Origin of the sequence: Streptomyces sp. NPDC048523, from assembly GCF_043199815.1 — a bacterium.
Classification (GTDB): Bacteria; Actinomycetota; Actinomycetes; order Streptomycetales; family Streptomycetaceae; genus Streptomyces.
On sequence record NZ_JBICWQ010000002.1, the window covers coordinates 275,957 to 301,360 of the forward strand.

At 70.6% G+C, this 25,404-nt stretch carries 25 protein-coding genes; 9 read left to right on the plus strand and 16 right to left on the minus strand.

Features of this window, described 5'->3' with window-relative positions; genetic code table 11:
- Nucleotides 1–52: 52 nt before the first annotated feature.
- Nucleotides 53–673, minus strand: coding sequence for a heme-copper oxidase subunit III (locus ACGFWE_RS10205; protein WP_393599227.1), 621 nt, complete (start codon nt 671–673; stop codon nt 53–55).
- Between the two features lie 145 nt (nt 674–818).
- Between ACGFWE_RS10205 and ACGFWE_RS10210 the strand changes: the two genes are divergently transcribed.
- Nucleotides 819–1,220 carry a hypothetical protein gene (locus ACGFWE_RS10210; protein WP_393599229.1) on the plus strand — a complete coding sequence of 134 codons (402 nt, stop codon included), beginning with the start codon at nt 819–821 and terminating at the stop codon, nt 1,218–1,220.
- A 49-nt stretch (nt 1,221–1,269) separates the two neighbouring features.
- Here ACGFWE_RS10210 and ACGFWE_RS10215 read toward each other — a convergent pair whose 3' ends face one another.
- From ACGFWE_RS10215 to coxB, 4 genes are all read right to left on the minus strand, one after another.
- Nucleotides 1,270–2,532, minus strand: coding sequence for an Ig-like domain-containing protein (locus ACGFWE_RS10215; protein WP_393599231.1), 1,263 nt, complete (start codon nt 2,530–2,532; stop codon nt 1,270–1,272).
- Nucleotides 2,533–2,662: 130 nt separating this feature from the next.
- The gene (locus ACGFWE_RS10220) at nt 2,663–3,061 is read right to left on the minus strand and encodes a cytochrome c oxidase subunit 4 (protein ID WP_007381486.1); all 399 of its coding nucleotides are present in this window, start codon (nt 3,059–3,061) and stop codon (nt 2,663–2,665) included.
- Entirely contained in the window at nt 3,058–4,800 is a 1,743-nt protein-coding gene (ctaD, locus tag ACGFWE_RS10225; RefSeq protein ID WP_352383001.1) for a cytochrome c oxidase subunit I, read from the minus strand. The genes ACGFWE_RS10220 and ctaD overlap by 4 nt, the downstream gene beginning before the upstream one ends.
- On the minus strand, nt 4,797–5,756 hold the full coding sequence (gene coxB / locus ACGFWE_RS10230; protein WP_352383003.1) for a cytochrome c oxidase subunit II: 960 nt from the start codon (nt 5,754–5,756) through the stop codon (nt 4,797–4,799). Before coxB ends, ctaD begins: the two co-directional genes overlap by 4 nt.
- A gap of 270 nt (nt 5,757–6,026) precedes the next feature.
- On the opposite strand from coxB, the gene ACGFWE_RS10235 reads away from it, so the two are divergent.
- On the plus strand, nt 6,027–7,388 hold the full coding sequence (locus ACGFWE_RS10235; RefSeq protein ID WP_352383005.1) for an aminotransferase class V-fold PLP-dependent enzyme: 1,362 nt from the start codon (nt 6,027–6,029) through the stop codon (nt 7,386–7,388).
- A gap of 32 nt (nt 7,389–7,420) precedes the next feature.
- Here ACGFWE_RS10235 and ACGFWE_RS10240 read toward each other — a convergent pair whose 3' ends face one another.
- Nucleotides 7,421–8,395, minus strand: coding sequence for a carbohydrate kinase family protein (locus ACGFWE_RS10240; protein ID WP_352383007.1), 975 nt, complete (start codon nt 8,393–8,395; stop codon nt 7,421–7,423).
- A gap of 151 nt (nt 8,396–8,546) precedes the next feature.
- Between ACGFWE_RS10240 and ACGFWE_RS10245 the strand changes: the two genes are divergently transcribed.
- Nucleotides 8,547–8,756, plus strand: a complete 210-nt coding sequence (locus ACGFWE_RS10245) for a hypothetical protein (protein WP_393599234.1) — start codon at nt 8,547–8,549, stop codon at nt 8,754–8,756.
- A gap of 177 nt (nt 8,757–8,933) precedes the next feature.
- Nucleotides 8,934–10,850 (plus strand): hypothetical protein, encoded by a 1,917-nt coding sequence (locus tag ACGFWE_RS10250; protein ID WP_393599236.1) that lies wholly within the window; start codon nt 8,934–8,936, stop codon nt 10,848–10,850.
- 83 nt (nt 10,851–10,933) lie between these two features.
- Here ACGFWE_RS10250 and ACGFWE_RS10255 read toward each other — a convergent pair whose 3' ends face one another.
- On the minus strand, nt 10,934–11,290 hold the full coding sequence (locus tag ACGFWE_RS10255; protein WP_266525746.1) for an iron-sulfur cluster assembly accessory protein: 357 nt from the start codon (nt 11,288–11,290) through the stop codon (nt 10,934–10,936).
- 244 nt (nt 11,291–11,534) lie between these two features.
- Between ACGFWE_RS10255 and nadA the strand changes: the two genes are divergently transcribed.
- Nucleotides 11,535–12,719, plus strand: coding sequence for a quinolinate synthase NadA (gene nadA / locus ACGFWE_RS10260; protein ID WP_306982620.1), 1,185 nt, complete (start codon nt 11,535–11,537; stop codon nt 12,717–12,719).
- An 18-nt stretch (nt 12,720–12,737) separates the two neighbouring features.
- Here nadA and ACGFWE_RS10265 read toward each other — a convergent pair whose 3' ends face one another.
- From ACGFWE_RS10265 to ACGFWE_RS10295, 7 genes are all read right to left on the minus strand, one after another.
- Nucleotides 12,738–14,966, minus strand: coding sequence for a PQQ-binding-like beta-propeller repeat protein (locus ACGFWE_RS10265; protein WP_393599238.1), 2,229 nt, complete (start codon nt 14,964–14,966; stop codon nt 12,738–12,740).
- Between the two features lie 93 nt (nt 14,967–15,059).
- Nucleotides 15,060–16,205: an RNA polymerase sigma factor gene (locus ACGFWE_RS10270; RefSeq protein ID WP_393599240.1), complete on the minus strand. Its 1,146-nt coding sequence runs from the start codon at nt 16,203–16,205 to the stop codon at nt 15,060–15,062.
- Nucleotides 16,198–16,620, minus strand: coding sequence for a YciI family protein (locus tag ACGFWE_RS10275; protein WP_352383018.1), 423 nt, complete (start codon nt 16,618–16,620; stop codon nt 16,198–16,200). The genes ACGFWE_RS10270 and ACGFWE_RS10275 overlap by 8 nt, the downstream gene beginning before the upstream one ends.
- A gap of 131 nt (nt 16,621–16,751) precedes the next feature.
- Nucleotides 16,752–17,429 carry a response regulator transcription factor gene (locus tag ACGFWE_RS10280; RefSeq protein ID WP_352383020.1) on the minus strand — a complete coding sequence of 226 codons (678 nt, stop codon included), beginning with the start codon at nt 17,427–17,429 and terminating at the stop codon, nt 16,752–16,754.
- Nucleotides 17,426–18,658, minus strand: a complete 1,233-nt coding sequence (locus ACGFWE_RS10285; protein ID WP_393599243.1) for a histidine kinase — start codon at nt 18,656–18,658, stop codon at nt 17,426–17,428. The genes ACGFWE_RS10280 and ACGFWE_RS10285 overlap by 4 nt, the downstream gene beginning before the upstream one ends.
- Before the next feature lie 485 nt (nt 18,659–19,143).
- Complete coding sequence (locus ACGFWE_RS10290) at nt 19,144–19,422, minus strand: hypothetical protein (protein ID WP_053848718.1); 279 nt, start codon at nt 19,420–19,422, stop codon at nt 19,144–19,146.
- 22 nt (nt 19,423–19,444) lie between these two features.
- Nucleotides 19,445–20,236 carry a PspA/IM30 family protein gene (locus tag ACGFWE_RS10295; protein ID WP_352383026.1) on the minus strand — a complete coding sequence of 264 codons (792 nt, stop codon included), beginning with the start codon at nt 20,234–20,236 and terminating at the stop codon, nt 19,445–19,447.
- A gap of 205 nt (nt 20,237–20,441) precedes the next feature.
- Between ACGFWE_RS10295 and ACGFWE_RS10300 the strand changes: the two genes are divergently transcribed.
- Nucleotides 20,442–21,119, plus strand: a complete 678-nt coding sequence (locus ACGFWE_RS10300) for a DUF3043 domain-containing protein (protein ID WP_352383027.1) — start codon at nt 20,442–20,444, stop codon at nt 21,117–21,119.
- Nucleotides 21,120–21,202: 83 nt separating this feature from the next.
- Nucleotides 21,203–21,904 carry a methyltransferase domain-containing protein gene (locus ACGFWE_RS10305; RefSeq protein WP_393599246.1) on the plus strand — a complete coding sequence of 234 codons (702 nt, stop codon included), beginning with the start codon at nt 21,203–21,205 and terminating at the stop codon, nt 21,902–21,904.
- A 76-nt stretch (nt 21,905–21,980) separates the two neighbouring features.
- Here ACGFWE_RS10305 and ACGFWE_RS10310 read toward each other — a convergent pair whose 3' ends face one another.
- Nucleotides 21,981–22,196 carry a hypothetical protein gene (locus tag ACGFWE_RS10310; RefSeq protein ID WP_020115856.1) on the minus strand — a complete coding sequence of 72 codons (216 nt, stop codon included), beginning with the start codon at nt 22,194–22,196 and terminating at the stop codon, nt 21,981–21,983.
- A 172-nt stretch (nt 22,197–22,368) separates the two neighbouring features.
- Between ACGFWE_RS10310 and ACGFWE_RS10315 the strand changes: the two genes are divergently transcribed.
- Nucleotides 22,369–23,571, plus strand: a complete 1,203-nt coding sequence (locus tag ACGFWE_RS10315) for a bifunctional adenosylcobinamide kinase/adenosylcobinamide-phosphate guanylyltransferase (RefSeq protein ID WP_393599248.1) — start codon at nt 22,369–22,371, stop codon at nt 23,569–23,571.
- Here the strand turns inward: ACGFWE_RS10315 and ACGFWE_RS10320 are convergent.
- Nucleotides 23,560–24,156, minus strand: a complete 597-nt coding sequence (locus tag ACGFWE_RS10320) for a MarR family transcriptional regulator (RefSeq protein WP_352383033.1) — start codon at nt 24,154–24,156, stop codon at nt 23,560–23,562. The genes ACGFWE_RS10315 and ACGFWE_RS10320 overlap by 12 nt on opposite strands.
- 125 nt (nt 24,157–24,281) lie before the next feature.
- Between ACGFWE_RS10320 and cobT the strand changes: the two genes are divergently transcribed.
- On the plus strand, nt 24,282–25,385 hold the full coding sequence (gene cobT / locus ACGFWE_RS10325; protein ID WP_352383035.1) for a nicotinate-nucleotide--dimethylbenzimidazole phosphoribosyltransferase: 1,104 nt from the start codon (nt 24,282–24,284) through the stop codon (nt 25,383–25,385).
- The last annotated feature ends 19 nt before the right edge of the window (nt 25,386–25,404 follow it).

Sequence of the window (25,404 nt, forward strand, 5' to 3'; positions counted from 1 at the left end):
CCGGTGTCAGGATCTTCTGCGTCGATGCTTGCGATGTCGGGAGCGGGCCCGGCTACTTGATCATGTAGATCGTGGCGAAGAGGCCGATCCAGACGACGTCGACGAAGTGCCAGTAGTAGGACACGACGATGGCCGCGGTCGCCTGCTCGTGGGTGAACCTCTTGGCCGCGTAGGTACGCCCGAGAACGAACAGGAACGCGATGAGGCCGCCCGTCACGTGCATGCCGTGGAAGCCGGTGGTCAGGTAGAACACCGAGCCGTACGGATCGGAGGAGAGCGAGAGCCCGTCGTTCTTCACCAGCTCCGTGTACTCGTAGATCTGACCGCCGATGAAGATCGCGCCCATGATGAAGGTGATGATGAACCAGCCCCGGAGCTTCTTCACATCACCGCGCTCGGCTGCGAAGACGCCGAGCTGGCAGGTGAGGGAGGAGAGCACCAGGATCGTGGTGTTCGTCGCCGAGAACGGGAAGTTCAGGCTGGACGCCATTTCCTTCCAGTGGTCGGGACCCGTCACCGATCGCAGGGTGAAGTACATCGCGAAGAGGGCCGCGAAGAACATCAGCTCGGAACTCAGCCAGATGATGGTTCCGACGCTGGTGAGGTTCGGCCGGTTGACCGATGGGTGCGCGTGCCCGGTTGTCTCTGTCGTTGCTGTCGCCACGACCGACATTATGTCGGTCGCTTATCCCGCCCTCACCCCGGGGGGTGCCGTTCGGAGTGTCTTGCTCCTTCATACCGGTGTTGACGTGGTGTTCAAGGGAGTAGCATCCGGCCCAACGGACCTGTCCTTACGACGCTGACGTCACGGAGGAACAATGCAGCCGACCGCCACGGTGCTGGTCTACAGCGACGATTCCAACACCCGCGAGCAGGTACGGCTCGCCTCCGGCCGGCGACCGGCTCCGGACGTCCCGTTGGTGGAGTTCCTGGAGTGCGCCACGCCCGCGGCGGTGCTGAAGGAGCTGGACAAGGGCGGGATCGATGTCTGTGTGCTGGACGGGGAGGCCGTGCCGATGGGGGGCATGGGCCTGTGCCGGCAGATCAAGGACGAGGTGTTCAACTGCCCGCCGGTGCTGTTGCTGATCGGGCGGCCGCAGGACGCGTGGCTGGCGACGTGGAGCCGGGCGGAGGGTGCGGTGACGCATCCGGTGGATCCGGTGGAGTTCGCTTCCGCGCTGGCTTCTCTGCTGCGGGACCGGAAGGCGTTGAGCGCCTAGGAGCTCGGGGGCTGCCGCGCTTCTGGGCGTGCCGGCCCCTGAGGTGTCTCTAGACGCTCTGCGGCCTCAGCCTCGCCACCTGCTCCGCGCTCGGGGCGTCCGGGGTGCCGGCCACCAGGGCGCTGCCGTCGCGCCACTTCTTCCAGTCCACGTTCCAGTCACCGAAGCCGTTGCCGAAGGGCTCCATGGTGTTGCCGTCCGAGTTGACGACCTGCACCACGTCGCCCTCGTGGACCGTGTCGAAGAACCACTCGGCGTTGGACGTGCTCATGCCGGTGCAGCCGTGGCTGACGTTGGCGTAGCCCTGGGAGCCGACCGACCAGGGGGCGGCGTGGACGTACTCGCCGCTCCAGGTGAGGCGGGTGGCGTAGTAGACCGGCAGGTCGTACGACTCCGAGGAGCCCTCGGCGATGCCGATGCTGGTGCCGCGCATACGTACGAAGTACTCCTTGCCGAGTACGACCTTGACGCCGTTGCGGGTCTCGAAGCCGGGCTTGCCCGTGGTGACCGGAAGTTCCTTGATGACCTCCTCGTTCTTGTAGACCTTCATCGAGTGTGACGAGGCGTCCGTCACGGCGATGATGCGCTCCCCGGTGGTCAGCTTCAGGGCCTTGCCCTTGCCGCCCCAGAGCCGGTCGCCGATCTTGATGCCCTCCAGGTCGCTGCGGACCTGGATCGTGGCGTGCGTGGGCCAGTACTCCTTGGGCCGGTAGTGGAGTTCCTTGTCGTCCACCCAGTGCCAGGCGCCCGGTACGGCGGGTGTGGAGTCGACCCTGAGGGCGCGCTCGACGACGGCCCGCTGGGCCTTGTCCTTGACCGGCTTGTCCAGCTTGGCGGTGACGGGCTGGCCGACGCCGTACGTGCCCGACTTGGGGCCGAAGGTGACGTTCAGGCGCTTCTTGCCCACGGGCTTGCTGGTGTCGAAGTCGAGGACCTTGCGGCCGGGTGCCCCGTCGTCGTCCTCGGTGCTCACCCGGACGACGTAATGGGCGTTTGCGGCCAGCGGAGAGGTGCTGCGCCAGCGGGTGCCGTCGGCCGAGAGTTCGCCCGCCAGATAGCGGCCTGTGGCGTCCGTGGCCGTGACGTCGGTGATGCGGCCGTCGTCGTCCTCGGCGGTCACCTCGAGCGGCTTGTCCGGGTCGGCCTTCTTGCCGTCGCCCGTGGGCGCGTTGAAGGCGATCTGGTCCGCCGCGTCGTAGGGCGTGGCCGCCAGCGGGTTCCCGTCGGACCCACAGGCGGCGGCGCTCACGCCGAGGGCGATCACCAGCAGCGTGCAGCTCACGACGGTGCGGGTACGCGGTGCGTGGTTCATGACTTCACGCTAGGAAGCCCCGTCAAGAACGGCACGCCGGGTGACTCGTACGAGGGATACGGATTGCGGCAAAAGCAGGAGCCCGGACGCTCCTCGCGGAGTGTCCGGGCTCTGTCGAGCTCAGCTCGTGCTACTGCGTGCGGTTCTCACCGCGGTAGTACTCGAAGACCCAGCCGTACAGACCGATCATGATGACCGGCACCGAGAAGTACAGCAGCCACCAGCCGATCGCGACCGACAGGAAGGCGAGGGCACCGCCGAAGCCGAGGGCGAGCGGCTGCCAGCTGTGCGGGCTGAAGAACCCGACCTCGCCGGCGTCGTCCGCGACGTCGGCCTCCTTGTTGTCCTGCGCGCCGGCGTCCACCCGCTTGGCCGTGAAGCCCAGGTAGAAGCCGATCATGATGGACAGGCCGAAGGCCAGGAAGAGCGCGGTGGTACCGGCCGGCTCCTTCGACCACACGCCATAGACGATCGCCATGGCGAGGATGAAGATGCTCAGCCAGAAGAACATCCGTCCCTGGATCTTCACTTGCCGGCCTCCTTGCCGCCGTTGCCGGCCAGAGCCTTCTCACCGTGACCGGCGTTCTCGAGCTGGTCGAGAGCGGCGATCTCGGGGTGGTGCAGGTCGAACGCCGGGGATTCGCTGCGGATCCTCGGCAGGGTGAGGAAGTTGTGGCGCGGCGGCGGGCAGGAGGTCGCCCACTCGAGCGAGCGGCCGTAGCCCCACGGGTCGTCGACGCCGACCGGCTTGCCGTACTTGGCCGTCTTCCACACGTTGTAGAGGAACGGCAGGATCGACAGGCCGAGCACGAAGGAGCTGATCGTCGAGATCGTGTTCAGGGCGGTGAAGCCGTCGGCCGCCAGATAGTCGGCGTACCGGCGGGGCATGCCCTCGGCGCCCAGCCAGTGCTGGACCAGGAAGGTGCCGTGGAAGCCGATGAACAGCGTCCAGAACGTGATCTTGCCGAGGCGCTCGTCGAGCATCTTGCCGGTGAACTTCGGCCACCAGAAGTGGAAGCCGGAGAACATCGCGAAGACGACGGTGCCGAAGACGACGTAGTGGAAGTGCGCCACCACGAAGTACGAGTCCGAGACGTGGAAGTCCATCGGGGGCGAGGCGAGGATGACACCGGTCAGACCACCGAAGGTGAAGGTGATCAGGAAGCCGGTGGCCCAGAGCATCGGGGTCTCGAAACTCAGGGACCCCTTCCACATCGTTCCGATCCAGTTGAAGAACTTCACGCCGGTCGGTACGGCGATGAGGAACGTCATGAAGGAGAAGAACGGCAGGAGCACACCGCCGGTGACGTACATGTGGTGGGCCCACACCGTCACGGACAGACCCGCGATCGCGATGGTCGCCGCGATCAGACCCATGTAGCCGAACATCGGCTTGCGGGAGAAGACCGGGATGACCTCGGAAATGATGCCGAAGAACGGCAGGGCGATGATGTACACCTCTGGATGGCCGAAGAACCAGAAGAGGTGCTGCCAGAGCAACGCTCCGCCGTTCGCGGCGTCGAAGACGTGTGCCCCGAATTTCCGATCCGCCTCCAGCGCGAACAGCGCGGCGGCGAGAACGGGGAAGGCGAGCAGGACCAGCACCGCGGTCAGCAGCACGTTCCACACGAAGATCGGCATGCGGAACATGGTCATGCCGGGCGCGCGCATGCAGATGATCGTGGTGATGAAGTTGACCGCGCCGAGGATCGTGCCGAAGCCGGAGAAGGCCAGACCCATGATCCACAGGTCGGCGCCGATGCCCGGCGAGCGGACCGCGTCCGACAGCGGGGAGTAGGCGAACCAGCCGAAGTCGGCCGCGCCCTGCGGGGTCAGGAAGCCGCCCACCGCGATCGTCGAGCCGAACAGGTAGAGCCAGTAGGCGAACATGTTCAGTCGCGGGAACGCCACGTCGGGCGCGCCGATCTGCAGCGGCATGATCCAGTTGGTGAAGCCGGCGAACAGCGGCGTCGCGAACATCAGCAGCATGATCGTGCCGTGCATCGTGAACGCCTGGTTGAACTGCTCGTTCGACATGATCTGCAGACCCGGCCGGGCCAGCTCGGCGCGCATGAAGAGCGCCATCACGCCGCCGATGAGGAAGAACGCGAACGACGTGGCCAGGTACAGCGTGCCGATCGTCTTGTGGTCAGTGGTGGTGAGCCACTTGATGACCACGCTGCCGCGGTTCTGGCGCCGGACCGGCAGCTCGTCCGTGTAGTGGGACCCTGCCGCCGCGGCACCCTGGGGTTCGTTGAGGATGCTCACAGGTTCGTCGTCTCCCGGTCCTTCTCGTGGGCGGTCTGCTCGATGCCCGCGGGAACGTAACCGGTCTGCCCCTTCTTCGCGAGGTCCTTGAGGTGCTGCTCGTAGCGCTCGGGGGAAACGACCTTCACGTTGAACAGCATCCGGGAGTGGTCGACGCCGCAGAGCTCGGCGCACTTGCCCATGAAGGTGCCCTCCTTGTTCGGAGTCACCTCGAAGGCGTTGGTGTGACCCGGGATGACGTCCTGCTTCATCAGGAACGGCACCACCCAGAAGGAGTGGATGACGTCACGCGAGGTGAGGACGAAGCGGACCGTCTTGCCCTTGGGGAGCCAGAGGGTCGGGCCCGGGTTGCCGGTCTGCGGGTTCCGTGTGGCGGGCGTCCCGAAGTCGTAGACACCGCCGGCGTTCGCCGGGAAGTCGTCCTTGAACCGGGTCGGAATCGCGTCCAGGTTCTTGTCCGTCTTCGCGTCACCCGTGGAGCCCGCGACGGGCGTGACGTAGTTGAAGGCCCAGCTCCACTGGTAGCCGACGACGTTGATGGTGACGTCGGGCTCCTTCTTGAGGCTGAGGAGCTTCGACTCGTCACGGGCCGTGAAGTAGAAAAGGACCGAGACGATCACGAGCGGAACCACGGTGTACAGCGCCTCGATGGGCATGTTGTACCGGGTCTGCGGAGGAACCTCGACCTTGGTGCGGCTGCGCCGGTGGAAGATGGCGCTCCAGATGATCAGACCCCACACCAGCACGCCAACGGCGAGCGCGGCAGCCCAGGAGCCCTGCCACAGGGAGAGGATCCGCGGAGCCTCTTCCGTGGTCGGGGTGGGCATACCAAGGCGGGGGAAGTCCTTGTATGTGCAACCGGTGGCGGTCGCAAGGACCAGGCCCGCGGTCATTGCCTGCAGCAGCTTCCGCCGCATCGGGCGCCGCGGCGAGCGGTCGGAGCCGTTGGGACTCACGTAGCGCCTTCCCGAGAGTCTCGCCCGCGCGGAGTGGCTGCGGCCTGGCCTTACTCGGTGGTCGGTCGCCGGCCTGCGTCGGGCAGGGGTTTGGATGTTTATGCGGACCAAACCCTAGCCGACGCGGTTCGGGGGGTCGCGAGGAGGGGTGCCTACTGGGTAGGGGGTTCGCTGGATTGGCGGCTGCGGGCCCTCGGTGGCTGGTCGCGCCCCGCGGCGGAGCCGCAGTCGGATACAACCCCGCGCCCCTGGCGGTACTAGCGTTGACCTGTGTCCTACTTCGATGCCGCTTCCGCTGCTCCGCTCCATCCCGTCGCTCGTCAGGCGCTGTTGGCGGCGCTTGATGAAGGGTGGGCTGATCCCTCTCGTCTCTACCGGGAGGGGCGGCGGGCTCGGTTGTTGCTGGATGCTGCTCGGGAGGCCGCTGCCGAGGCTGTGGGGTCTCGGCCCGATGAGCTGACGTTCACCTCTTCGGGGACGCGAGCCGTGCACGACGGGATCGCGGGGGCGTTGGCCGGGCGGCGGCGGATCGGACGTCACCTGATCGTGTCAGCTGTCGAACACTCCTCGGTGCTCCATTCGGCGGAGCCGTTCGACGTGACCGAGGTGCCGGTGGACCGTACGGGAGCCGTGAGTCCGCGGTCGTACGCCGATGCCCTGCGCCCGGACACCGCGCTGGCCTGTCTTCAGTCGGCCAACCACGAGGTGGGGACCGTGCAGCCGGTGGCCGAGGTGGCCGACGTGTGCCGGGAGGCCGGGGTGCCGTTGCTGGTGGACGCGGCGCAGTCGCTCGGGTGGGAGCCGGTGGACGGTGCCTGGTCCCTGTTGACGGCCAGCGCGCACAAGTGGGGCGGCCCGTCGGGGGTGGGCCTGCTCGCCGTACGGAAAGGTGTCCGGTTCTCGCCCCGGGGACCGGCCGACGAGCGGGAGTCGGGGCGGGCGCCCGGGTTCGAGAACCTGCCGGCGATCGTCGCGGCGGCGGCCTCGCTGCGGGCGGTGCGGGCCGAGGCGGCCCAGGAGGCCGTACGGCTGCGGGAGCTGACGGCGCGGATCCGTGCGCGGGTGCCGCTGCTGGTGCCGGATGTGGACGTGGTGGGCGATGCCGGGCGGCGGCTGCCCGGGATCGTCACCTTCTCCTGTCTCTATGTCGATGGAGAGACCCTGCTGCACGAGCTGGACCGGGCGGGTTTCTCCGTTTCCTCCGGATCGTCCTGCACCAGCAGCACGCTGACGCCCAGCCACGTACTGAAGGCGATGGGGGTGCTGAGTGAGGGAAACGTGCGGGTTTCGTTGCCGCCGGGGACGACGTCCGAGGAGGTCGACCGCTTTCTGGAGGTTTTGCCGGGGGCGGTGACCGCGGTCCGGGAGAAGCTGGGGGCGCCGACGCCTTCGGCTGTCGTCCGTGCGGACGCCCTGGTCGTGGACGCCCTGGGCAAGCGGTGCCCGATCCCGGTCATCGAACTGGCGAAGGTGATCGGGGACGTGCCGGTGGGCGGGACGGTCCGGGTCCTGTCGGACGACGAGGCGGCGCGGCTGGACATCCCGGCGTGGTGCGAGATGCGGGAACAGGCGTACGTGGGGGAAGAACCGGCGGACCAGGGTTCGGTGTACGTGGTCCGCCGGATCTCCTAGCCGGTCATCCGAGGTGGGACAGCCGAGGTGGGTCAGCCGAGGTGGGTGCGGACCTCGTCGGCCGCCTCGTCGCCGTACGCCTTGGTGAAGCGCTCCATGAAGTTGCCCCGTCGCAGGCGGTACTCCTGCGTGCCCACCGTCTCGATGACGAGCGTGGCCAGCATGCAGCCCACCTGGGCCGCGCGCTCCAGGGAGACGCCCCAGGCGAGCCCCGACAGGAATCCGGCGCGGAACGCGTCGCCGACGCCCGTCGGGTCGGCCTTGCGCTCCTCCTCCGCGCAGCCGACGACGATCGGCTCCGCGCCGGCCCGGTCGATCCGCACCCCCTGCGCGCCGAGCGTCGTGACCCGGTGGCCGACCTTCGCGAGGATCTCCTCGTCGGACCAGCCCGTCTTGGACTCGATGAGCCCCTTCTCGTACTCGTTGGAGAAGAGGTACGTGGCGCCTTCCAGCAGGATCCGGATCTCGTCGCCGTTCATCCGGGCGATCTGCTGGGAGAAGTCCGCGGCGAACGGGATGCCGCGGGAGCGGCACTCCTCGGTGTGGCGGAGCATCGCCTCGGGGTCGTCGGCGCCGATGAGGACGAGGTCGAGGCCGTCCACGCGGTCGGCGACCGTCTTGAGCTCGATCTGGCGGGCCTCGCTCATCGCGCCCGTGTAGAAGGAGCCGATCTGGTTGTGGTCGGAGTCCGTGGTGCACACGAAGCGGGCGGTGTGCAGCGTCTCGGAGATACGGACGGACGCGGTGTCGACGCCGTGCCGGTCCAGCCAGGCGCGGTACTCGTCGAAGTCGAAGCCCGCGGCGCCGACGAGGATCGGCTTCGTGCCGAGCAGGCCCATACCGAAGGCGATGTTCGCGCCGACGCCTCCCCTGCGTACGTCGAGGTTGTCGACCAGGAAGGAGAGCGAGACCGTGTGCAGCTGGTCCGCGACGAGCTGGTCGGCGAAGCGGCCGGGGAACGTCATGAGGTGGTCGGTGGCGATGGAGCCGGTGACTGCGATACGCACGGCGAGGCTCTCCAGAAGAAGGGTGTATTGACACTTCACGCTATCGGGTCCGTATGGAGTACTGCGAGGAGGCCGACGGCGCGGTGAAGCAGGTAAAACTACCCGATAGTAGATCTTTCTTCGCGGGCTTGGACGTGCTTACGGTTCCGTCATGACGAACCTTGAGCTGTACACCTCCACCCCGGCCGACCTGGACGGTGACCTCGCCTCGCTGCGCGGTGACTGCGCCCGGATGGCTCCGCACTGGGCGGCTCCCGACCGGATCGCGGCGCTTCCGGTCTCTCCCTCGCTCATCCACGGTGTGACGGTTCCCGAGGGGTCCGCCCGGGTGCTGGAGGCCATGTCGGAGTACCGCGACTGAGCCACGGCGCCGAGGCAGGGCGCGTGCGTCGGCGCGTTCGAGGGAACCGCGCGCTCCCCCGCTGCGTCCCATCGCCGTCCCCCGGAAAGGGGATGCGGGATACGACCCGTTTGCCGACCTTTTTGACAGGGCCGGGTCAGGGTCGAGGGACAGTTGCGCAGCAGAAGGAGCGATGCGGTGAACACCGAGCGACCCGACAACAACGACCCCGGCGAGACCTCCGACGCCGGGGACGAGAGCGCTGCGGAAGCGCGGGGTGCCGGTGGGGCGAGCGGTACCGAAGCGCAGGGCGGCGGCGAGGCGAGTGGCGCTGCGGAGGAGCGGGGTTCCGAGGCTCCCGGTGACGAGGGCACGAGCGGCGCCGAGGCCGGTCGCGGTGGTGGAACCGAGGGCACGGAGAACGCCGGGGCTGCCGCCGCGGACACGCCGGAGGACGAGGACGCCGAGGGTGTCGCCGACTCCGACTCGGACGACTCCCCGGGCTCCGACACCGAAGCCACCGCTGCCGCTGCCGTTGCCACCGAGCCGGAGGGCTCCGTAGGTGCCCGCTCCTCCCTCGGTACCGGTGCCGATCCCGACGTCACCGGCGCTGCCTCCCCCGCCGCTCGCCCCGACTCCGAGATCCCCCGGGACGGGGATGCCGGGGTGCCTCGGGTGGCTCGGCATCGGTCGCCCGTCGCCATCGCCGCCGTAGCCGCCGCTGTGTTGCTGGTGGGGGGCGGTGGGGCATACCTCGCCGCCGGTACCGCCGGGGGGTCCGGCGGTGGCGCGGCCTCCGGTGCCGCCGGAGACGGCACTCCGCCGCCTCTCGCGCTCGACGGCTACGGCGCGGGCGGTGAGACGGGGAACGGGATCGCGCCGGGGGAGCCGAATCCGTACGGCGTGACCTATCGCGTCGACGGCAGCCTCCCTCAGGGGCCCGGCTCGGCGCCCGTCTACCGGGTCCAGGGGCAGGTCACCGAGGACGACGTGACCCGGCTGGCCGAGGCGCTCGGGGTCGACGGGAAGCCGGTGGCGCAGGGGCAGCTCTGGCGGATCGGGGTCAAGGACGGTTCGGGGCCGAGTCTGCAGGTGAACCGGCAGGCGCCGGGCGCGTGGACCTTCCAGCGCTACTCCCCCGTCATCGACGACTGCCGGAGCGCCACCGTGTGCGGGGCGCCCACCGGCCGTCCGGTGAGCGAGGCGGTCGCAGAGAAGGCCGCCGCGCCGGTGCTGAAGGCGGTGGGCCAGGGCACCGCGAAGCTGGACGCGAGCCAGGTCATGGGCGCCCAGCGGACCGTGAACGCCGACCCGGTCGTCGGCGGGCTGCCCACGTACGGCTGGGCGACCGGCGTCACCGTGAACGGACAGGGCGAAGTGGTCGGCGGCACCGGCCAGTTGAAGGCGCCGGTCAAGAGCGACACGTATCCCGTGCTGAGCGCCGAGAAGACGCTGGGGCTGCTGAACAAGGTGCCCGTGTCCGGCCACCGCATGGGCATCGGCGGCTGTGCCAGTCCTGTACCGCTGAAGGACCGGCTGGAGGCGCCCTGCGGGGAGTCGACGGCGAGCCCGGCGAACAACACGCTCAGCGTCGAGAAGGCGGTGTTCGGGCTGGCGTCGCACTTCGTGGGCGGCCGGCAGGCGCTGGTGCCGTCCTGGCTGTTCGAGGTGCGGGCGCCGGGGGCGAAGGACGCCTTCACGGTGACGTATCCGGCGGTCGACCCGGCGTACATCACCTCCCCGGCGACGGCGACGCCGACCACGCCCGTCTCCCCCACCGCACCCTCCGACCGGCCCACCTCCGCGCCGAAGACGCGGGACGTCCAGGTGGACGGCTACACCGCCGAGGGCAATGAGCTCACCGTGAGCTTCACGGGCGGGGTGTGCGGGGACTACACGGCGTCGGCGGGCGAGAGCGCGGACGAGGTGAAGGTCACGGTGACCTACACGCCGTGGCCGGACAAGGTCTGCATCATGATCGCCAAGGAGATCCAGAAGACCGTGCCGCTCGACGAGCCGCTCGGTGCCCGCAAGGTCGTGGGCTCGGACGGCAAGGAGATCCCGCTGAAGAAGGCGGGCGCACGACTGCCGGAGACCTCCGGGGCGGCCCGGTAGTAGTCCTGCGGATGCGCGAAGGCGGCGGCCCCGTCGGAGGGGGCCGCCGCCTTCTGTCGCTCTGGGCCGGTGCGAACCGCGGGTCAGCTGAAGGAGTCGCCGCAGGCGCAGGAGCCGGTCGCGTTGGGGTTGTCGATCGTGAAGCCCTGCTTCTCGATGGTGTCCACGAAGTCGATGGACGCGCCGCCCAGGTACGGGGCGCTCATGCGGTCGGTGACGACCTTGACGCCGCCGAAGTCCTTGACGACGTCGCCGTCGAGCGAACGCTCGTCGAAGAAGAGCTGGTAACGCAGGCCGGAGCAGCCGCCGGGCTGAACGGCGACGCGCAGGGCCAGGTCCTCACGGCCTTCCTGGTCGAGCAGGGCCTTGACCTTCGCCGCGGCGGCGTCGGACAGGATGATGCCGTCGGTGACGGTGCCGGTCTCGTCCGATACGGACATCTACATCTCTCCCGGGTTGTACGGAGACTGCTTGCCGACTGGTGCAACCGGCAAGGCCGCGGATTCATTCCGGGCCGGACGCCGGTTTTTCCGGCGCCTCCTTCATGCTCGCACATGCCGTGCTGGGCGGAAAACGTCTCTTCGGGATTCACGTCACATCGACGCAATGACCATCGTCAAAGTGACGTGAACCGGGTTATGATAGATAACGTCAGTTCGACGAAAAGTAGAAAGGGTGCGTGTCGTGACCACCGCCCAGACCACGGAGCTCGACGTACAGCCGACTCCGCTCGCCCTGTTGCTGCTCGGCCGCGAGGCCGACCCGAGGAGCGAGCGGGGCGTCGAGTGTCCCGGCGATCTGCCCTCGCCCTCCGATCCCGACCTGGTCGAGCGCGCCCGCGCGGCGAAGGAGAAGCTCGGCGACAAGGTGTTCGTGCTCGGCCACCACTACCAGCGTGACGAGGTCATCCAGTTCGCCGACGTCACGGGCGACTCCTTCAAGCTGGCCCGCGACGCGGCTGCCCGCCCGGAGGCCGAGTACATCGTGTTCTGCGGTGTGCACTTCATGGCCGAGTCCGCGGACATCCTCACGTCCGACGACCAGAAGGTGGTCCTGCCCGACCTCGCCGCCGGCTGCTCCATGGCCGACATGGCGACGGCCGAGCAGGTCGCCGAGTGCTGGGACGTCCTCACCGACGCCGGCATAGCCGAGCAGGTCGTGCCGGTGTCGTACATGAACTCCTCCGCGGACATCAAGGCGTTCACGGGCAAGCACGGCGGCACCATCTGCACGTCGTCCAACGCCAAGAAGGCTCTGGAGTGGGCCTTCGAGCAGGGCGAGAAGGTGCTGTTCCTCCCCGACCAGCACCTCGGCCGCAACACCGCCGTGCGGGACATGGGGATGACCCTGGAGGACTGCGTCCTCTACAACCCGCACAAGCCGAACGGCGGCCTGACCGCCGAGCAGCTGCGGGACGCGAAGATGATCCTGTGGCGCGGCCACTGCTCGGTCCACGGCCGCTTCTCGCTGGAGTCCGTGGAAGACGTCCGCGCCCGCATCCCCGGGGTGAACGTCCTCGTCCACCCCGAGTGCAAGCACGAGGTCGTGGCCGCGGCGGACTACGTCGGCTCGACCGAGTACATCATCAAGGCGCTGGAGGCGGCCCCGGCCGGCTCGAAGTGGGCCATCGGCACCGAGCTCAATCTCGTACGACGCCTCGCGAACCGTTTCGCCCCCGAGGGCAAGGAGATCGTCTTCCTCGACAAGACGGTCTGCTTCTGCTCGACCATGAACCGCATCGACCTGCCCCACCTCGTCTGGACCCTGGAGTCCCTGGCCGAGGGCAAGCTCGTCAACCGGATCGAGGTCGACAAGGAGACCGAGGCGTTCGCGAAGCTGGCGCTGGAGCGGATGCTGGCGCTGCCGTAGCACCGTCGCCAGAAGCGCTCACCCCGATGCGGAGGTCCGCTCGGGGTGGGCGGGGTCGAGGGTGAAGATGTCACCGGACGGGGTGGTGACGACCAGGGCGCCGTTGTTGAGCAGCACCTTGGGCAGCCGCTCGTTCAGTGCGTTCACCCACTCGGCACGCGGCAGCGTCTCCCACAGCAGCGTGCCCTTCCTGGCGTCCAGGGCCGCGACCCGGCCGCTGGCGCTGGACACGTAGACCACGTGGGCGCCCGGGGCGGAGGTGACACCGCCCGGCTGCTCCAGGCTCGTCGGGGTCTGCCACAGCTGCTTGCCGGTGCGGACCGACACGGCGGTCACCCGGCCGGAGGTGCCGGTGAACCACAGCGTGCCGTCCGCCGACGCCACCGTGCCCTCGAACTCCTTCGCCAGTTCCGTCGTCGTGGCGGCACCGGTGTCCGGGTCGACCAGCCGGATACGGGAGAAGGGGCCCCTTTCGTCGGAGGCCAGGCGCCCTGCCTCGAGGTAGAGCAGGCGGCCGTCGTAGGTGCCGACGAGGATCGCGTGACTGGGCACCGTCAGGCGCCGCACCGAGCCGTCGGAGCGGTCGAAACCCAGGACCAGGATCTCCTTGCTGGGCGTCATGGGGGGTACGCACTCCAGGTAGAGGCCCTCGTTCGAGCGGCCCGGGTCGCATTGCATCCCCGACGGAAGCGGCGCCTTCCAGCGCTCGGCGCCGGTGCGCGCCGACCGTGCGGTCACCGATCCGCGCTCCATGTCCGGGACGAGCAGAAGGTCGCCCGAGAGGTACGGGTGGCTCGACTCGGAGTCCACCGTGCGGCGCCACAGCCGTTCCCCTGTCCCGGTGTCGAGGGCGATGACCGAGAGCACGAGATCCCCGCCCTCGGGCTGGTAGCGCTGCTGGACCAGCATGACGTCGTCCGCGAACCCGAGGAGCGAGAAGGCGTAGGACCTCTTCCTCAAGACGGACGGCACCCCGTCGGCGCGCCAGTCGACCCGTCCGGTGAGACCGTCGAGGCGCACGGGCAGCACCGCGTCGCCCGCGCAGTAGGCGGAGCCCTCGTGCATCTGGCACTCCGGGCCGCTGTCCAGACCTCCCTCGAGGAGGGTGATCCCCTTCTTCAGGCCCCGGTCGGCGGGGGCGTACACCGTCGTCTGCCAGGGCTGCCAGCCGCTGGGCAACGCCGTCCAGCGGGAGACGGCGGTCTGCGCACCGGCCGTGCCGGCCTCGTCGTCGCCGCCCGCCCGTCCCGGTCCGGTCAGCAGATACGCCGTCAGCCCGAGCGCCACCACGCCGATCGTGGCGGTCGCCGCCCACAGCGGGCGCAGCCGACGTCCTCGGTGGCCCGGCGACGTGGCCGACCTCGGGTCCGGGGCACCGGTGTCGGAAGGGTCCGGCAGGCCCCCGCGCAGCGTCACCGTCTGCGGGCCCTCCATTGCCTCCTCCGGCAACACCCTCGCGAGCTCCCGGGCCACGTCGTCCAGTCCGGGCCGGTCCGCGGCATCCTTGGCCAGACAGCTCTCCAGGACCGTCCGCAGCTGCGGCCGTACGCCGTCCAGGACCGGTTCGTCGTGCACCACCTGGTACGCCGTGAGATAGGGGCTGTCCGCGTCGAACGGCCCCCGGCCGGTGAGGGTGTACACCAGCAGCGCGGCGAGCCCGAAGACGTCGGAGGCCGGGCCGACCGTGCGGGCGTCGGTGAGCTGTTCCGGGGACATGAAGGGCGGGGTGCCGATCATCTGGCCGGTCTCGGTCAGCGGGTTGTTCTCCGCCGCCCGCGAGATGCCGAAGTCGATGACGCGGGGGCCGTCGTCGGCCATCAGGACGTTGGCGGGCTTGAGGTCGCGGTGCACGACACCGGCGCGGTGGATGTCCCGCAGCGCCTCCACCAACCCCAGGGCCAGGCGCCGCAGTTCGGTCTCCCGCAGCGGGCCGAGCTCGGAGATCCGGTCGGCGAGCGAACGGCCGGGGACGTACTGGGTCACCATCCACGGCCGTGCCGCCTCAGGATCGGCGTCCACCACCGGGGCGGTGAAGGCGCCGCTCACCTTGCGTACGGCCGCTATCTCCTGGCGGAAACGGGTGCGGAAGACGGGGTCCTCGGCGTACTGGGCGTGCACGACCTTCACCGCGACCTCGCGCCCGGAGCGGGATCTGCCCCGGTAGACGACGCCCATTCCCCCGGACCCGAGCCGGTCGACGAGCTTGTATCCGCCGACCGATTTCGGGTCGTCCTTGTGCAGCGGCATGCCCGCATCCCCTTCCCCCGTGCGGCAGTCCGAGGGCCCAGCATATGTAAGGGGGGTGACCGGCCCTGCCTCGGCGAGGTCCCGGGCGCCCCGTCAGTTGCGCGGACGGGAGTTGAGCCGGGCCGCCTGGCGGGTCAGGTAGTCGCGTTCGGCGAGGTTGGGGGCCTTGCGGGCGGCCTCGGCGTAGAGGCGGGCCGCGGTCGTCGGGTCGCCGGCGCGTTCGTAAAGATAGGCCGCGGCCGCGGTGTGGCGGGGCAGTGAGTCCTCGACCGCCGCCAGGGCGGCCAGGCCCGCGCGGGGGCCGTCCGCCTCGCCCACGGCGACCGCCCGGTTGAGGCGGACGACGGGGCTGTCGGTGAGGCGGGCGAGCTCGTCGTACCACTCGACGATCTGCACCCAGTCGGTCTCCTCGGCGGTGGGCGCGTCGGCGTGCAGGGCGGCGATGGCGGCCTGGGCCTGGAACTCGCCGAGGCGGTCACGGGCGAGGGCGGTCTGGAGGATCCGGACGCCCTCGGTGATCGCCGCGGTGTCCCAGCGGGCGCGGTCCTGCTCGGCGAGCGGCACGAGACTGCCGTCGGGGGCGGTGCGGGAGGCGCGGCGGGCGTGGTGGAGCAGCATGAGGGCGAGCAGCCCCGCGACCTCGGGGTGGTCGATGGCGGCGGCGAGCTGCCGGGTGAGCCGGATGGCCTCGGCGGCGAGGTCGACATCGCCGGAGTAGCCCTCGTTGAAGACCAGGTAGAGGACGCGCAGCACGGTGGCGACATCTCCGGGCTGGTCGAAGCGGACCCCGGAGACGGTCCGCTTGGCCCGGCTGATGCGCTGCGCCATGGTCGCCTCGGGCACGAGGTAGGCCTGGGCGATCTGGCGGGTGGTGAGTCCGCCGACGGCGCGCAGGGTGAGGGCGGCGGCGGAGGACGGGGTGAGCGAGGGGTGGGCGCACAGGAAGTACAGCTGGAGCGTGTCGTCCAGGGCGGGCGCCGGTCCTGGCGCCGGTTCCTCCTCGATACGGTCCTCACGCCGGCGGCGAGCGGTGTCCGAGCGGGTCGCGTCGAGGAACTTGCGCCAGGCCACGGTGACCAGCCAGCCCTTCGCGTCCCGTGGCGGATCGGCCGGCCAGACCCGGACCGCCTCGACCAGCGCGTCCTGGACGGCGTCCTCGGCCGCCGCGAAGTCGGCTCCGCGGCGGACGAGGACGGTGAGCACACTCGGTGTGAGGCTTCTGAGCAGCGCCTCATCCACCGGGGTGGCACTCCGGGTCGGTGGGTGAGGCCGCGTAGAACGGGCGCAGCTCCAGCCACTCGTGGATCGGCTTCCCGCCGGCGCCGGGGGCGGCCGACAGTTCCCCGGCCAGTTCGAGGGCCCGCTCGTAGCTGTCGACGTCGATCACCATCCAGCCGGCGATGAGGTCCTTGGTCTCGGCGAACGGCCCGTCGGTGACGGGCGGGCGCCCCTCGCCGTCGTACCGCACCCACGTCCCCTCGGGAGCGAGCGCCTGCCCGTCGACGTACTCCCCGGTCTTCACCAGCCCGTCCGCGAAGTCCCGCATGTACTGCACGTGCGCCGAGATCTCCTCGGGCGTCCACTGCTCCATGGGCACGTCGTTGGCCGGAGCCGGAGCGCCACGGTAGTGCTTCAGCAGCAGGTACTTGGCCATGGTGTCTCTCCTCGGTCCCGATGCGACCCATTCTGGTCGCTCTCATCACGGGGACGGAGCGGGGCACGGGTTCTCGACATCACCGCGAGAATTCTTTTTCCGGCCCTCGTGTTCAGGTGAGTGGACCTGGGTCATTCCACCCTCGGCCGTACCAGCCCCGACTCGTAGGCGATCACCACGAGCTGGGCCCGGTCCCGGGCGCCCAGTTTGGCCATGGCCCGGTTGACGTGGGTCTTGACGGTGAGCGGGCTGACCTCGAGGCGCTCGGCGATCTCGTCGTTGGAGTGGCCGCCGGCGACCTGGACGAGGACCTCGCGCTCGCGGACGGTGAGGGCGGCGAGGCGTTCGGAGCGCACCGGATCGTCGTCGTCCGCGTCGCCCTGGGCGAGGAAGCGGGCGATCAGGCCCTTGGTGGCGGCCGGGGACAGCAGGGCCTCGCCGCCGGCGGCGACCCGGATGGCGCTGAGGAGTTCCTCGGGTTCACTGCCCTTGCCGAGGAAGCCGGAGGCACCCGCGCGCAGGGACTGCACGACGTAGTCGTCGACCTCGAAGGTGGTCAGGATGACCACGCGGACGTGGGCGAGGGAGGGATCCTCGCTGATCATGCGGGTGGCGGCGAGACCGTCCGTGCCGGGCATCCGGATGTCCATGAGGACGACGTCGGCGCGCTCCTGCCGGGTCAGCCGGACCGCCTCGGCGCCGTCGGACGCTTCGCCGACCACCTCCATGTCCGGCTCCGAGTCGACGAGCACACGGAAGGCGCTGCGCAGCAGTGCCTGGTCGTCGGCGAGCAGGACACGGATCGTCATACGGGCTCCCCTGGTTCGTCCCTCGCCGCGGCGCGGGTCCTGACCGGCAGGATCGCATGGACGCGGAAGCCGCCTCCGTAGCGGGGACCGGTGGTGAGGGTGCCGCGCAGGGCGGTGACGCGCTCGCGCATGCCGAGCAGGCCGTGGCCGCCGCCGTTGTCGGGATCGTCGTCCTCGCCGGCGCCGTTGTCGAGGACGGTGATCTCCACGTTGGGTCCGACGCGTACGACGCTGACCTCGGCCTTGGCCTGTGTGCCGGCGTGCTTCTGGACGTTGGTGAGGGCTTCCTGGATGACCCGGTAGGCGGCCAGGTCGACGGCGGCGGGGAGGGTGGTGCCGTGGTCGGCGCGGGCGACCTCGACGTGGAGGCCCGCGCTGCGGAAGGTGCCGACCAGTTCGTCGAGGCGGGCGAGGCCGGGGGCGGGTTCGGTGGGGGCCTCGGGGTCGCCGGACTGCCTCAGCAGGCCGACGGTGGCGCGGAGTTCGTTGAGGGCGGAGCGGCTGGCCTCGCGGACGTGGGCGAGGGCTTCCTTGGCCTGGTCGGGACGCTTGTCCATGATGTGCGCGGCGACTCCGGCCTGGACGTTGACCAGGGCGATGTGGTGGGCGACGACGTCGTGCAGGTCGCGGGCGATGCGCAGGCGTTCCTCGGCGACCCTTCGGCGGGCCTCTTCCTCACGGGTGCGCTCGGCCTTCTCGGCGCGCTCCCTGATGGCCTGGACGAAGGCGCGGCGGCTGCGGACGGCGTCTCCGGCGGTGGCTCCGATGCCGGTCCAGGCGAAGATGCCGAGGTTCTCCTGGGCGTACCAGGGCAGGGGTCCGGCGAGCATCGCGGCGCCGGTGAGCACGGTCATGGTGAGCAGGCCGGCCCGCAGGGTGGTGGGACGGTCGGTGGTGGAGGCGACCGTGAACAGGGCGATGACGGCGGCCATGGCGACGGGGGCGCGGGGGTCGCCGGTGACGCACTCGATGATGGAGGCGCTGCCGGTGAGGGCGAGGACGGTGAGGGGGGCGCGGCGGCGGAAGACCAGGGCGAGGGCACCGAGGGCCATGAGGACGAGGCTGAGCGGCTCGGGGGTGTGGATGCTCCAGCTGACGGCGTCCTTGTCATGGGGCTCGACGAAGGAACCGGCCACCATGCAGGCGAGGACGCCCGCCGCCAGGACGGCGTCCAGGGCCAGGGGGTGCGCCTTGAGATGGTGCCGGGCGCGATCGACGGTGCGGCTCACTCCTGAACAGTACGGGGACCCTGCCGGGGGCGGAACGGGGGCTAGCAGTGCGTTTCCGGCTCCGCGGGCGCGCGGTGTGCTGGTCAGCAGACGCCGGGCTGAGGCGTGGGGTGCCTGCGGCACGGCGGGCGCGCCCTTGACGCCGGTAGAGCCAGTGGTGCGGGCAGGGGCGAAGGCACGAGCGGACGTGCCGGGGGCGGCACGGAGGCCACCAGTGCCTTTTCGGCACCGCGGGCGCGGCGTGCGGTGACCGTCCTCGGAGCGCCGGTCACCAGACGCCGGGCTCAAGCGGGGGTGCCTGGGCACGGCCGGGGCGTCCTTGACGCCGGTAGCGCCAGTGGCGCGGGCAGGGGCGAAGGTGCGAGCGGACGTCGGTGGCTCGGTGGCTGGGGCACATCGACGTGTGAAGTGCGGCGGCTGAAGGGGCCCGGCCCGTATCAACGGGGCGGAGTCGGTCGTACGGGCCGGTGTTCGGCGGGGTGGTCTCAGCCCGGGATCAGGCCGTCGTCGCTGAGCAGGTCCCGGACTTCCTCCAGGGTCGCGTCCGGGGACGGGAGGATCAGATCCGAGGGTTCCAGGGAGTCGTCGGGGAGCGGGTCGCCCAGGTCCCGGACCCTGGTGAGGAGGGCTTGGAGAGTGCGGCGGAAGCCCGGGCCGTCGCCGTTCTCCATCTCGGCCAACAGCTCGTCGTCCAGCTTGTTCAGGTCGGCGAGGTGGCTCTCGGCCAGCCTCACCTGCCCCTCCCCCATGATCCGTACGATCATGTCGCCCTCCTCGGCGTGGGACCTACTGCTTGTCGAAGCGTGGAGTGTCCTGCGGCTGCTGGGACTGCGACTGGCCGGTGCCGCCCTCGATGGCCTGCTGCGACGACGAGCCTCCCGCCAGCTCCGCCTTCATGCGCTGCAGTTCCAGCTCTACATCCGTACCACCGGAGAGCCGGTCCAGCTCGGCCTGGATGTCGTCCTTGTGCATGCCGGACTGGTCGTCGAGGACACCCGAGGCGAGGAGTTCGTCGATGGCACCCGCCCGGGCCTGGAGCTGTGCCGTCTTGTCCTCGGCCCGCTGAATCGCCAGGCCGACGTCGCCCATCTCCTCGGAGATGCCGGAGAACGCCTCGCCGATACGGGTCTGGGCCTGGGCCGCGGTGTACGTCGCCTTGATGGTCTCCTTCTTGGTGCGGAAGGCGTCCACCTTGGCCTGGAGGCGCTGGGCCGCAAGGGTGAGCTTCTCCTCCTCGCCCTGGAGCGTCGAGTGCTGGGTCTCCAGGTCGGTCACCTGCTGCTGGAGCGCGGCACGGCGGGACAGCGCCTCACGGGCGAGGTCCTCACGGCCGAGCGCGAGCGCCTTGCGGCCCTGGTCCTCCAGCTTGCCCGACTGCGACTGCAGCTGGTTCAGCTGGAGTTCCAGGCGCTTGCGGGAGGTGGCCACGTCGGCCACGCCCCGGCGCACCTTCTGCAGCAGCTCCAGCTGTTTCTGGTACGAGTAATCGAGGGTTTCGCGCGGGTCCTCGGCCCGGTCAAGGGCCTTGTTCGCCTTCGCGCGGAAGATCATCCCCATACGCTTCATGACACCGCTCATGGGCTTCGCGCGCCCCCTTCTGACGGACTTCCAGCTCAGCTCTGCGACAAGACCCACAGTACGGGCCCTGCATCCATTGACGCACTGTTCCGGGACGGATGCGCTCATCCCCAAGGACGACTGACCGATCCCCTGCTCCGGCGTAAGGAGTAGGTGACCTTCAGGGTGAGCAACCCGGCACCGGACATCCCCTCTGTCCCCCTGCATGACGACCGGTGTTGCCGGATCGTTCCCCACCGGGCTGGGGTCCAACCCCGGACACCCCTTACCCTTGGGTTTTGTGTTCCGTAGCCGTGCCACCAAGGAAGAGAAGGCCGCCGTCGCCGACAAGGCGCAGCTGACCGACTCCAAGCAGCCCCGCGACCCGCAGGCCCCCAAGGGCCGGCCCACGCCCAAGCGCAGTGAGGCCCAGTCCCAGCGCCGCAGCGTCGCCAACACGTCGCTCACCCGCAAGGACGCCGCCAAGCGCCAGCGTGAGGAGCGCCGCAGCGCGCTGGAGAGGCAGCGCCAGGCGCTGGCCGGCGGTGACGAGCGGTATCTGCCCGCGCGGGACAAGGGCCCGGTGCGCAAGTTCGCCCGCGACACCATCGACGCGCGGTTCAACGTGGCGGAGTTCTTCCTGCCGATGGCCGTGGTCATCCTGGTGCTGAGCGTGGTGCGGGTGGGCGCACTGCAGAGCATCGCGCTGCTGCTGTGGCTCGTCGTGATCGTGCTCATCCTGCTGGACTCGGTCCTCACCGCTTTCCGTCTGAAGAAGCGGCTCGCCGAGCGCTTCCCGGACCACAACCGCAAGGGCGCGGTCGCCTACGCCCTGATGCGCTCCCTCCAGATGCGTCGCCTCCGGCTGCCGAAGCCGCAGGTCAAGCGCGGAGAGCGGCCCTGAGTACGACATCTTTCTCCGGGGGCGCGGCCGATGCCTGGCTGGACAAGCTGGGTGGGCTGCGAAATGTCGTACGACAGGAGCTGGTGGCCCGGCAGCTCGATGAGCAGATAGTGGGGCGGTACCCGGTCGGACAGCGGCTGCGGGTGCTCGACGTGGGGATGGGCCAGGGCACGCAGTCGCTGCGGCTGGCCCGGGCCGGGCATCAGGTGACCGGCCTGGAGCGGGACTCCACCATGGTCGCGGCGGCCCGGGAGGCCCTGTCCGCCGAGCCCGAGGGCATCCGGGAGCGGATGCGGATCATCGAGGGCGACGGCCGGGACACCGGGGTGCACTTCCTGCCGGGCAGCTTCGACGTGGTGCTGTGCCACGGCGTGCTCATGTACGTCGAGGAGCCGGACCCGCTGCTCGCCGGGCTGGCGCGGATGCTGGCACCGGGCGGGCTGCTGTCGCTGCTCGTGCGCAACGCCGACGCGCTGGCGATGCGGCCGGGGCTGGCCGGGGACTGGGCCGGCGCCCTGGGCGCCTTCGACACCACCGCCTACCGCAACCGGCTGGGGCTCGATGTGCGGGCCGACCGGCTGAGGACGCTGACCGCCACCCTCGCCGGCATCGGGGCGCCGCTCCAGGCCTGGTACGGCGTGCGGGTCTTCACCGACACGGCAGCGGACGACACCGAGGCACCTGCCGACGTGGAGACGCTACTGGCCTGCGAGGAGCGGGCCGGGCGCACGGACCCCTACCGCGGGGTCGCCGCACTGCTGCACCTGTGCGGGGTGCGGGGCTGAGCGTTCGGTGACGCTGGGTGAGCAGTAGCGCGGTGCCGGGCGAGGGTGGTGCCGCTGCGTCCCTCGCCCAGCCCGGTCACGCTTCCTCTGCCGCCTTCAGGCTCATCGGGCCGTAGATCTCCGTGGCGTCCTCGAACAGCCGCACCTGTTCCGCGCCGCCGGCGAGCAGGGGCTTCCAGTACTCGCCGAGCCAGGACTCGGCGTCGCCCTGGGTGGTGAACTCCTCCGGCTCTACGGCGGGCTGGGTCTCCGCGCCGTCGGCCTTCTCGAATCGCCAGGTCCATGTCGCCATGTGAGCCTCCCGTGTTTGATCCGTTACGAAGAGCACCCTAAGCGGTGCGTCGTCGGCTGCGGGCCGGTGGGGGCGCACCCCCTGCGACGCGGCCGCGTATCGACACGGCCCCGCGCCCCTTGAATGCGCCGCTGCGCGCGCTGGATCACCGGGCACCGGCGAGAATCGTCCCGTGGAACTGACATTGCTCGGCACCGGCGCTCCCGCCGGCCTCCCCCGCCCCGCCTGCTCCTGTGCCGCCTGTGCCGTCGCGCTCGGTGAGGACGCCCGGGCCGCCACCTCCGTGCTCGTCGACGAGACGCTGCTCCTCGATCTCACCCCCGGTGCCGCCTTCGCCGCCGCCCGGGCCGGGCACTCACTGGCCGGCGTACGGCAGGTGCTGCTGTCGCACCCCCATGACGGGCCCCCCGTCGAGGTGCCCGCCGGGCTCCCGCAGCCGGGGCGGGTGCCGGACGGGCGGGAGTTGGCGTTGCTGACGGGACATCGGGTACGGGCCGTGGCGCTGGACGCGCCGGGGACCGGGTACGCCGTCACCGGGCCCGCGGGGCAGCGGGTGCTGTATCTGCCCCCCGGGGGTGCGCCCGCCGGGCTGGAGAGGGGCCCCGTGGAGTCGTACGACATGGTGCTCGCCGATGTCGTACGGCGGCCGGACGCGCTCGCCCGGCTGCGCGCCGTGGGAGCCGTGGGGCCCACGACCGACGTGGTCGCCGTGCATGTCGATCACGACGTGCCGCCCGGCACGGAGGTGCGGCGGAGGCTGGCCGCCGCCGGGGTGCGGGTCGTGCCCGACGGGACGACTCTGGTCGTCGGGGTCTACGAGGACGTCCCCGACGTGCCGCGGCGGACGCTGGTGCTGGGCGGGGCGCGGTCCGGGAAGTCGGTGGAGGCGGAGCGGCGGCTGGAGGCGTTCCCCGACGTGCTGTACGTGGCGACCGGCGGCTCGCGGAACGGGGACACCGAGTGGGCTTCCCGGGTCTTCGCCCATCGGGAGCGGCGGCCGGGGTCGTGGCGTACGGCGGAGACCTGCGACCTGGTGCCACTGCTGAAGGACGACGGGGCGCCGCTGCTGATCGACTGTCTGTCGCTGTGGCTGACGGACGCGATGGACGCCGTGGGGGCGTGGGACGACGCGGAGTGGGCCGGCGGCGGGGAGCGGGAACTGCGGGCGCGGGTACAGGAGTTGACGGAGGCGGTGCGGGACACGCGGCGGACGGTGGTGGCCGTGTCGAACGAGGTGGGGTCGGGGATCGTGCCGGCCACCGCGTCGGGCCGCCGCTACCGGGACGAACTGGGGCGGCTGAACGCGGCGTTCGCGGGTGAGTGCGAGCAGGTGCTGCTGGTGGTGGCGGGGCAGGCGATGGTCCTACGGGGCTGACGGCTCCTTGCGGGCGATGACCCGGTAGGTCCTGGCGAAGCGGGTGCCGGCGAGGAGGAGGGCCAGGGCGTGGTCCAGCGCTCTCGCGGCAAAGGCCGTCGGTCCGGTCGCCCTCGGCGGCAGGCGGGTCGTCACGCGGCCCGGGATGTGCGCGGACCTGCGGGCCGTGGCGACGATGACGCAGCCCCGGGCCTCCAGTTCGGCGCGGGGGTCGTGCCGGGATTCCACCAGGAGGTGGCCGCCGGGGCGCAGCACGGCGAGGGCCGCCGCGAGTTCCCCGGGGTCCGCGTGCGGGTTCAGCAGGCTCACCACGTCGTAGCGGGCCCGCAGGTGGGCGGTGATCGGCGGGTCCGTCAGACGGCCCAGGTAGCCCTCCTCCAGGCGCTCGACCGCCTGGGCGTGCAGGACGCGGGGGGTGGGGTCCAGGCCGTCGAAGGCCGTGTAGGGGAAGTACGTTCGCGCCGCCTCCGGGAAGTCCGCGTCCCCGGTGTCCACGTCCAGCCAGCTCTCGGGTTCGGGGAACGGCAGTATCGCGCGGGCGGTGGAGCGAAGACGCCGTACGGAAGGGGCGGTCGGAGCGGGCATGGAGCCTCCCGGGGGCGCACGGCAATTCGTACAAAGCGGAACGTATGGGATCCCGATCCCGGGTGCAATGACGCCATGGCCACGTGGCGCCCCCGTGTTCGATCAGGGCCGGTACTGTTCAGCGAATGAGCTCGCTTAATCTCGACGACTTCACCGATCTGATCGAGCGCCCCGACGGCGGGATGCGTCGCGACGCCGAGGCGCGCCGGGAGCGTCAGATCGTGCCGCCCGGGGCGCTGGGCCGCCTCGACGACCTGGGTGAGTGGCTGGCCGCGGCGCAGTCGGCCGTACCGGTACGGCCGGTCGAACGGCCGCGGGTCGTGCTGTTCGCAGGCGACCACGGGATCGCCGAACTGGGTGTCTCGGGGCGGGCCGCGGGCAGCGCGTCGGAGCTGGTGCGGGAGGTCCTGGAGGGCGGCCGTCCGGTGTCGGTCCTCGCGAGGCGCTTCGGCGTGCCGGTGCGGATCGTCGACATGGCGCTGGACTGCGATCCGGCCGAGCTACCGGAGGCGGTCGTACGGCATCGGGTGCGGCGCGGGAGCGGTCGTATCGATGTCGAGGACGCGTTGACCCTCGAGGAGGCGGAGGCCGCCTTCCGGGCCGGGATCGCGGTGGCCGACGAGGAGGCCGACTCCGGGACCGATCTCGTGGTGCTCGGCGATGTGAGCGTGGGCGGGACCACGGCGGCCGGGGTGCTGGTCGCCGCGCTGTGCGGGACCGACGCGTCGGTGGTGACCGGGCGGGGCGGGACCGGGATCGACGATCTGGCGTGGATGCGCAAGTGCGGGGCGATCCGGGACGCGCTGCGGCGGGCGCGGCCGGTGCTCGGGGACCAGTTGCAGTTGCTGGCGACGGTGGGCGGGGCCGACCTCGCGGCGATCACCGGGTTCCTGCTCCAGAGCGCGGTGCGCAAGCTGCCCGTCGTGCTGGACGGGGTGGTCGTGGCCGCCTGTGCCCTGGTGGGCCAGCGGATCGCGTTCCGGGCGCCGGACTGGTGGCTGGCCGGGCAGAACAGCGGTGAGCCGGGGCAGACGAAGGCGCTGGACCGGATGGCTCTGGAACCGCTGCTCGACCATGGCGTGACGGTCGGAGAGGGCGCGGGCGGACTGCTGGCGCTGCCGCTGGTGCAGGCCGCGGCGGCGCTGGCCGCCGAGCTCCCGGAGAAGCCCGCGGTTTCCGAGGAGGAGCCGGAGCAGGCGGAACCGGAGAAGGTGTCCGAGGAGGAGTAGCCGCGAAGGAGCAGCCGCG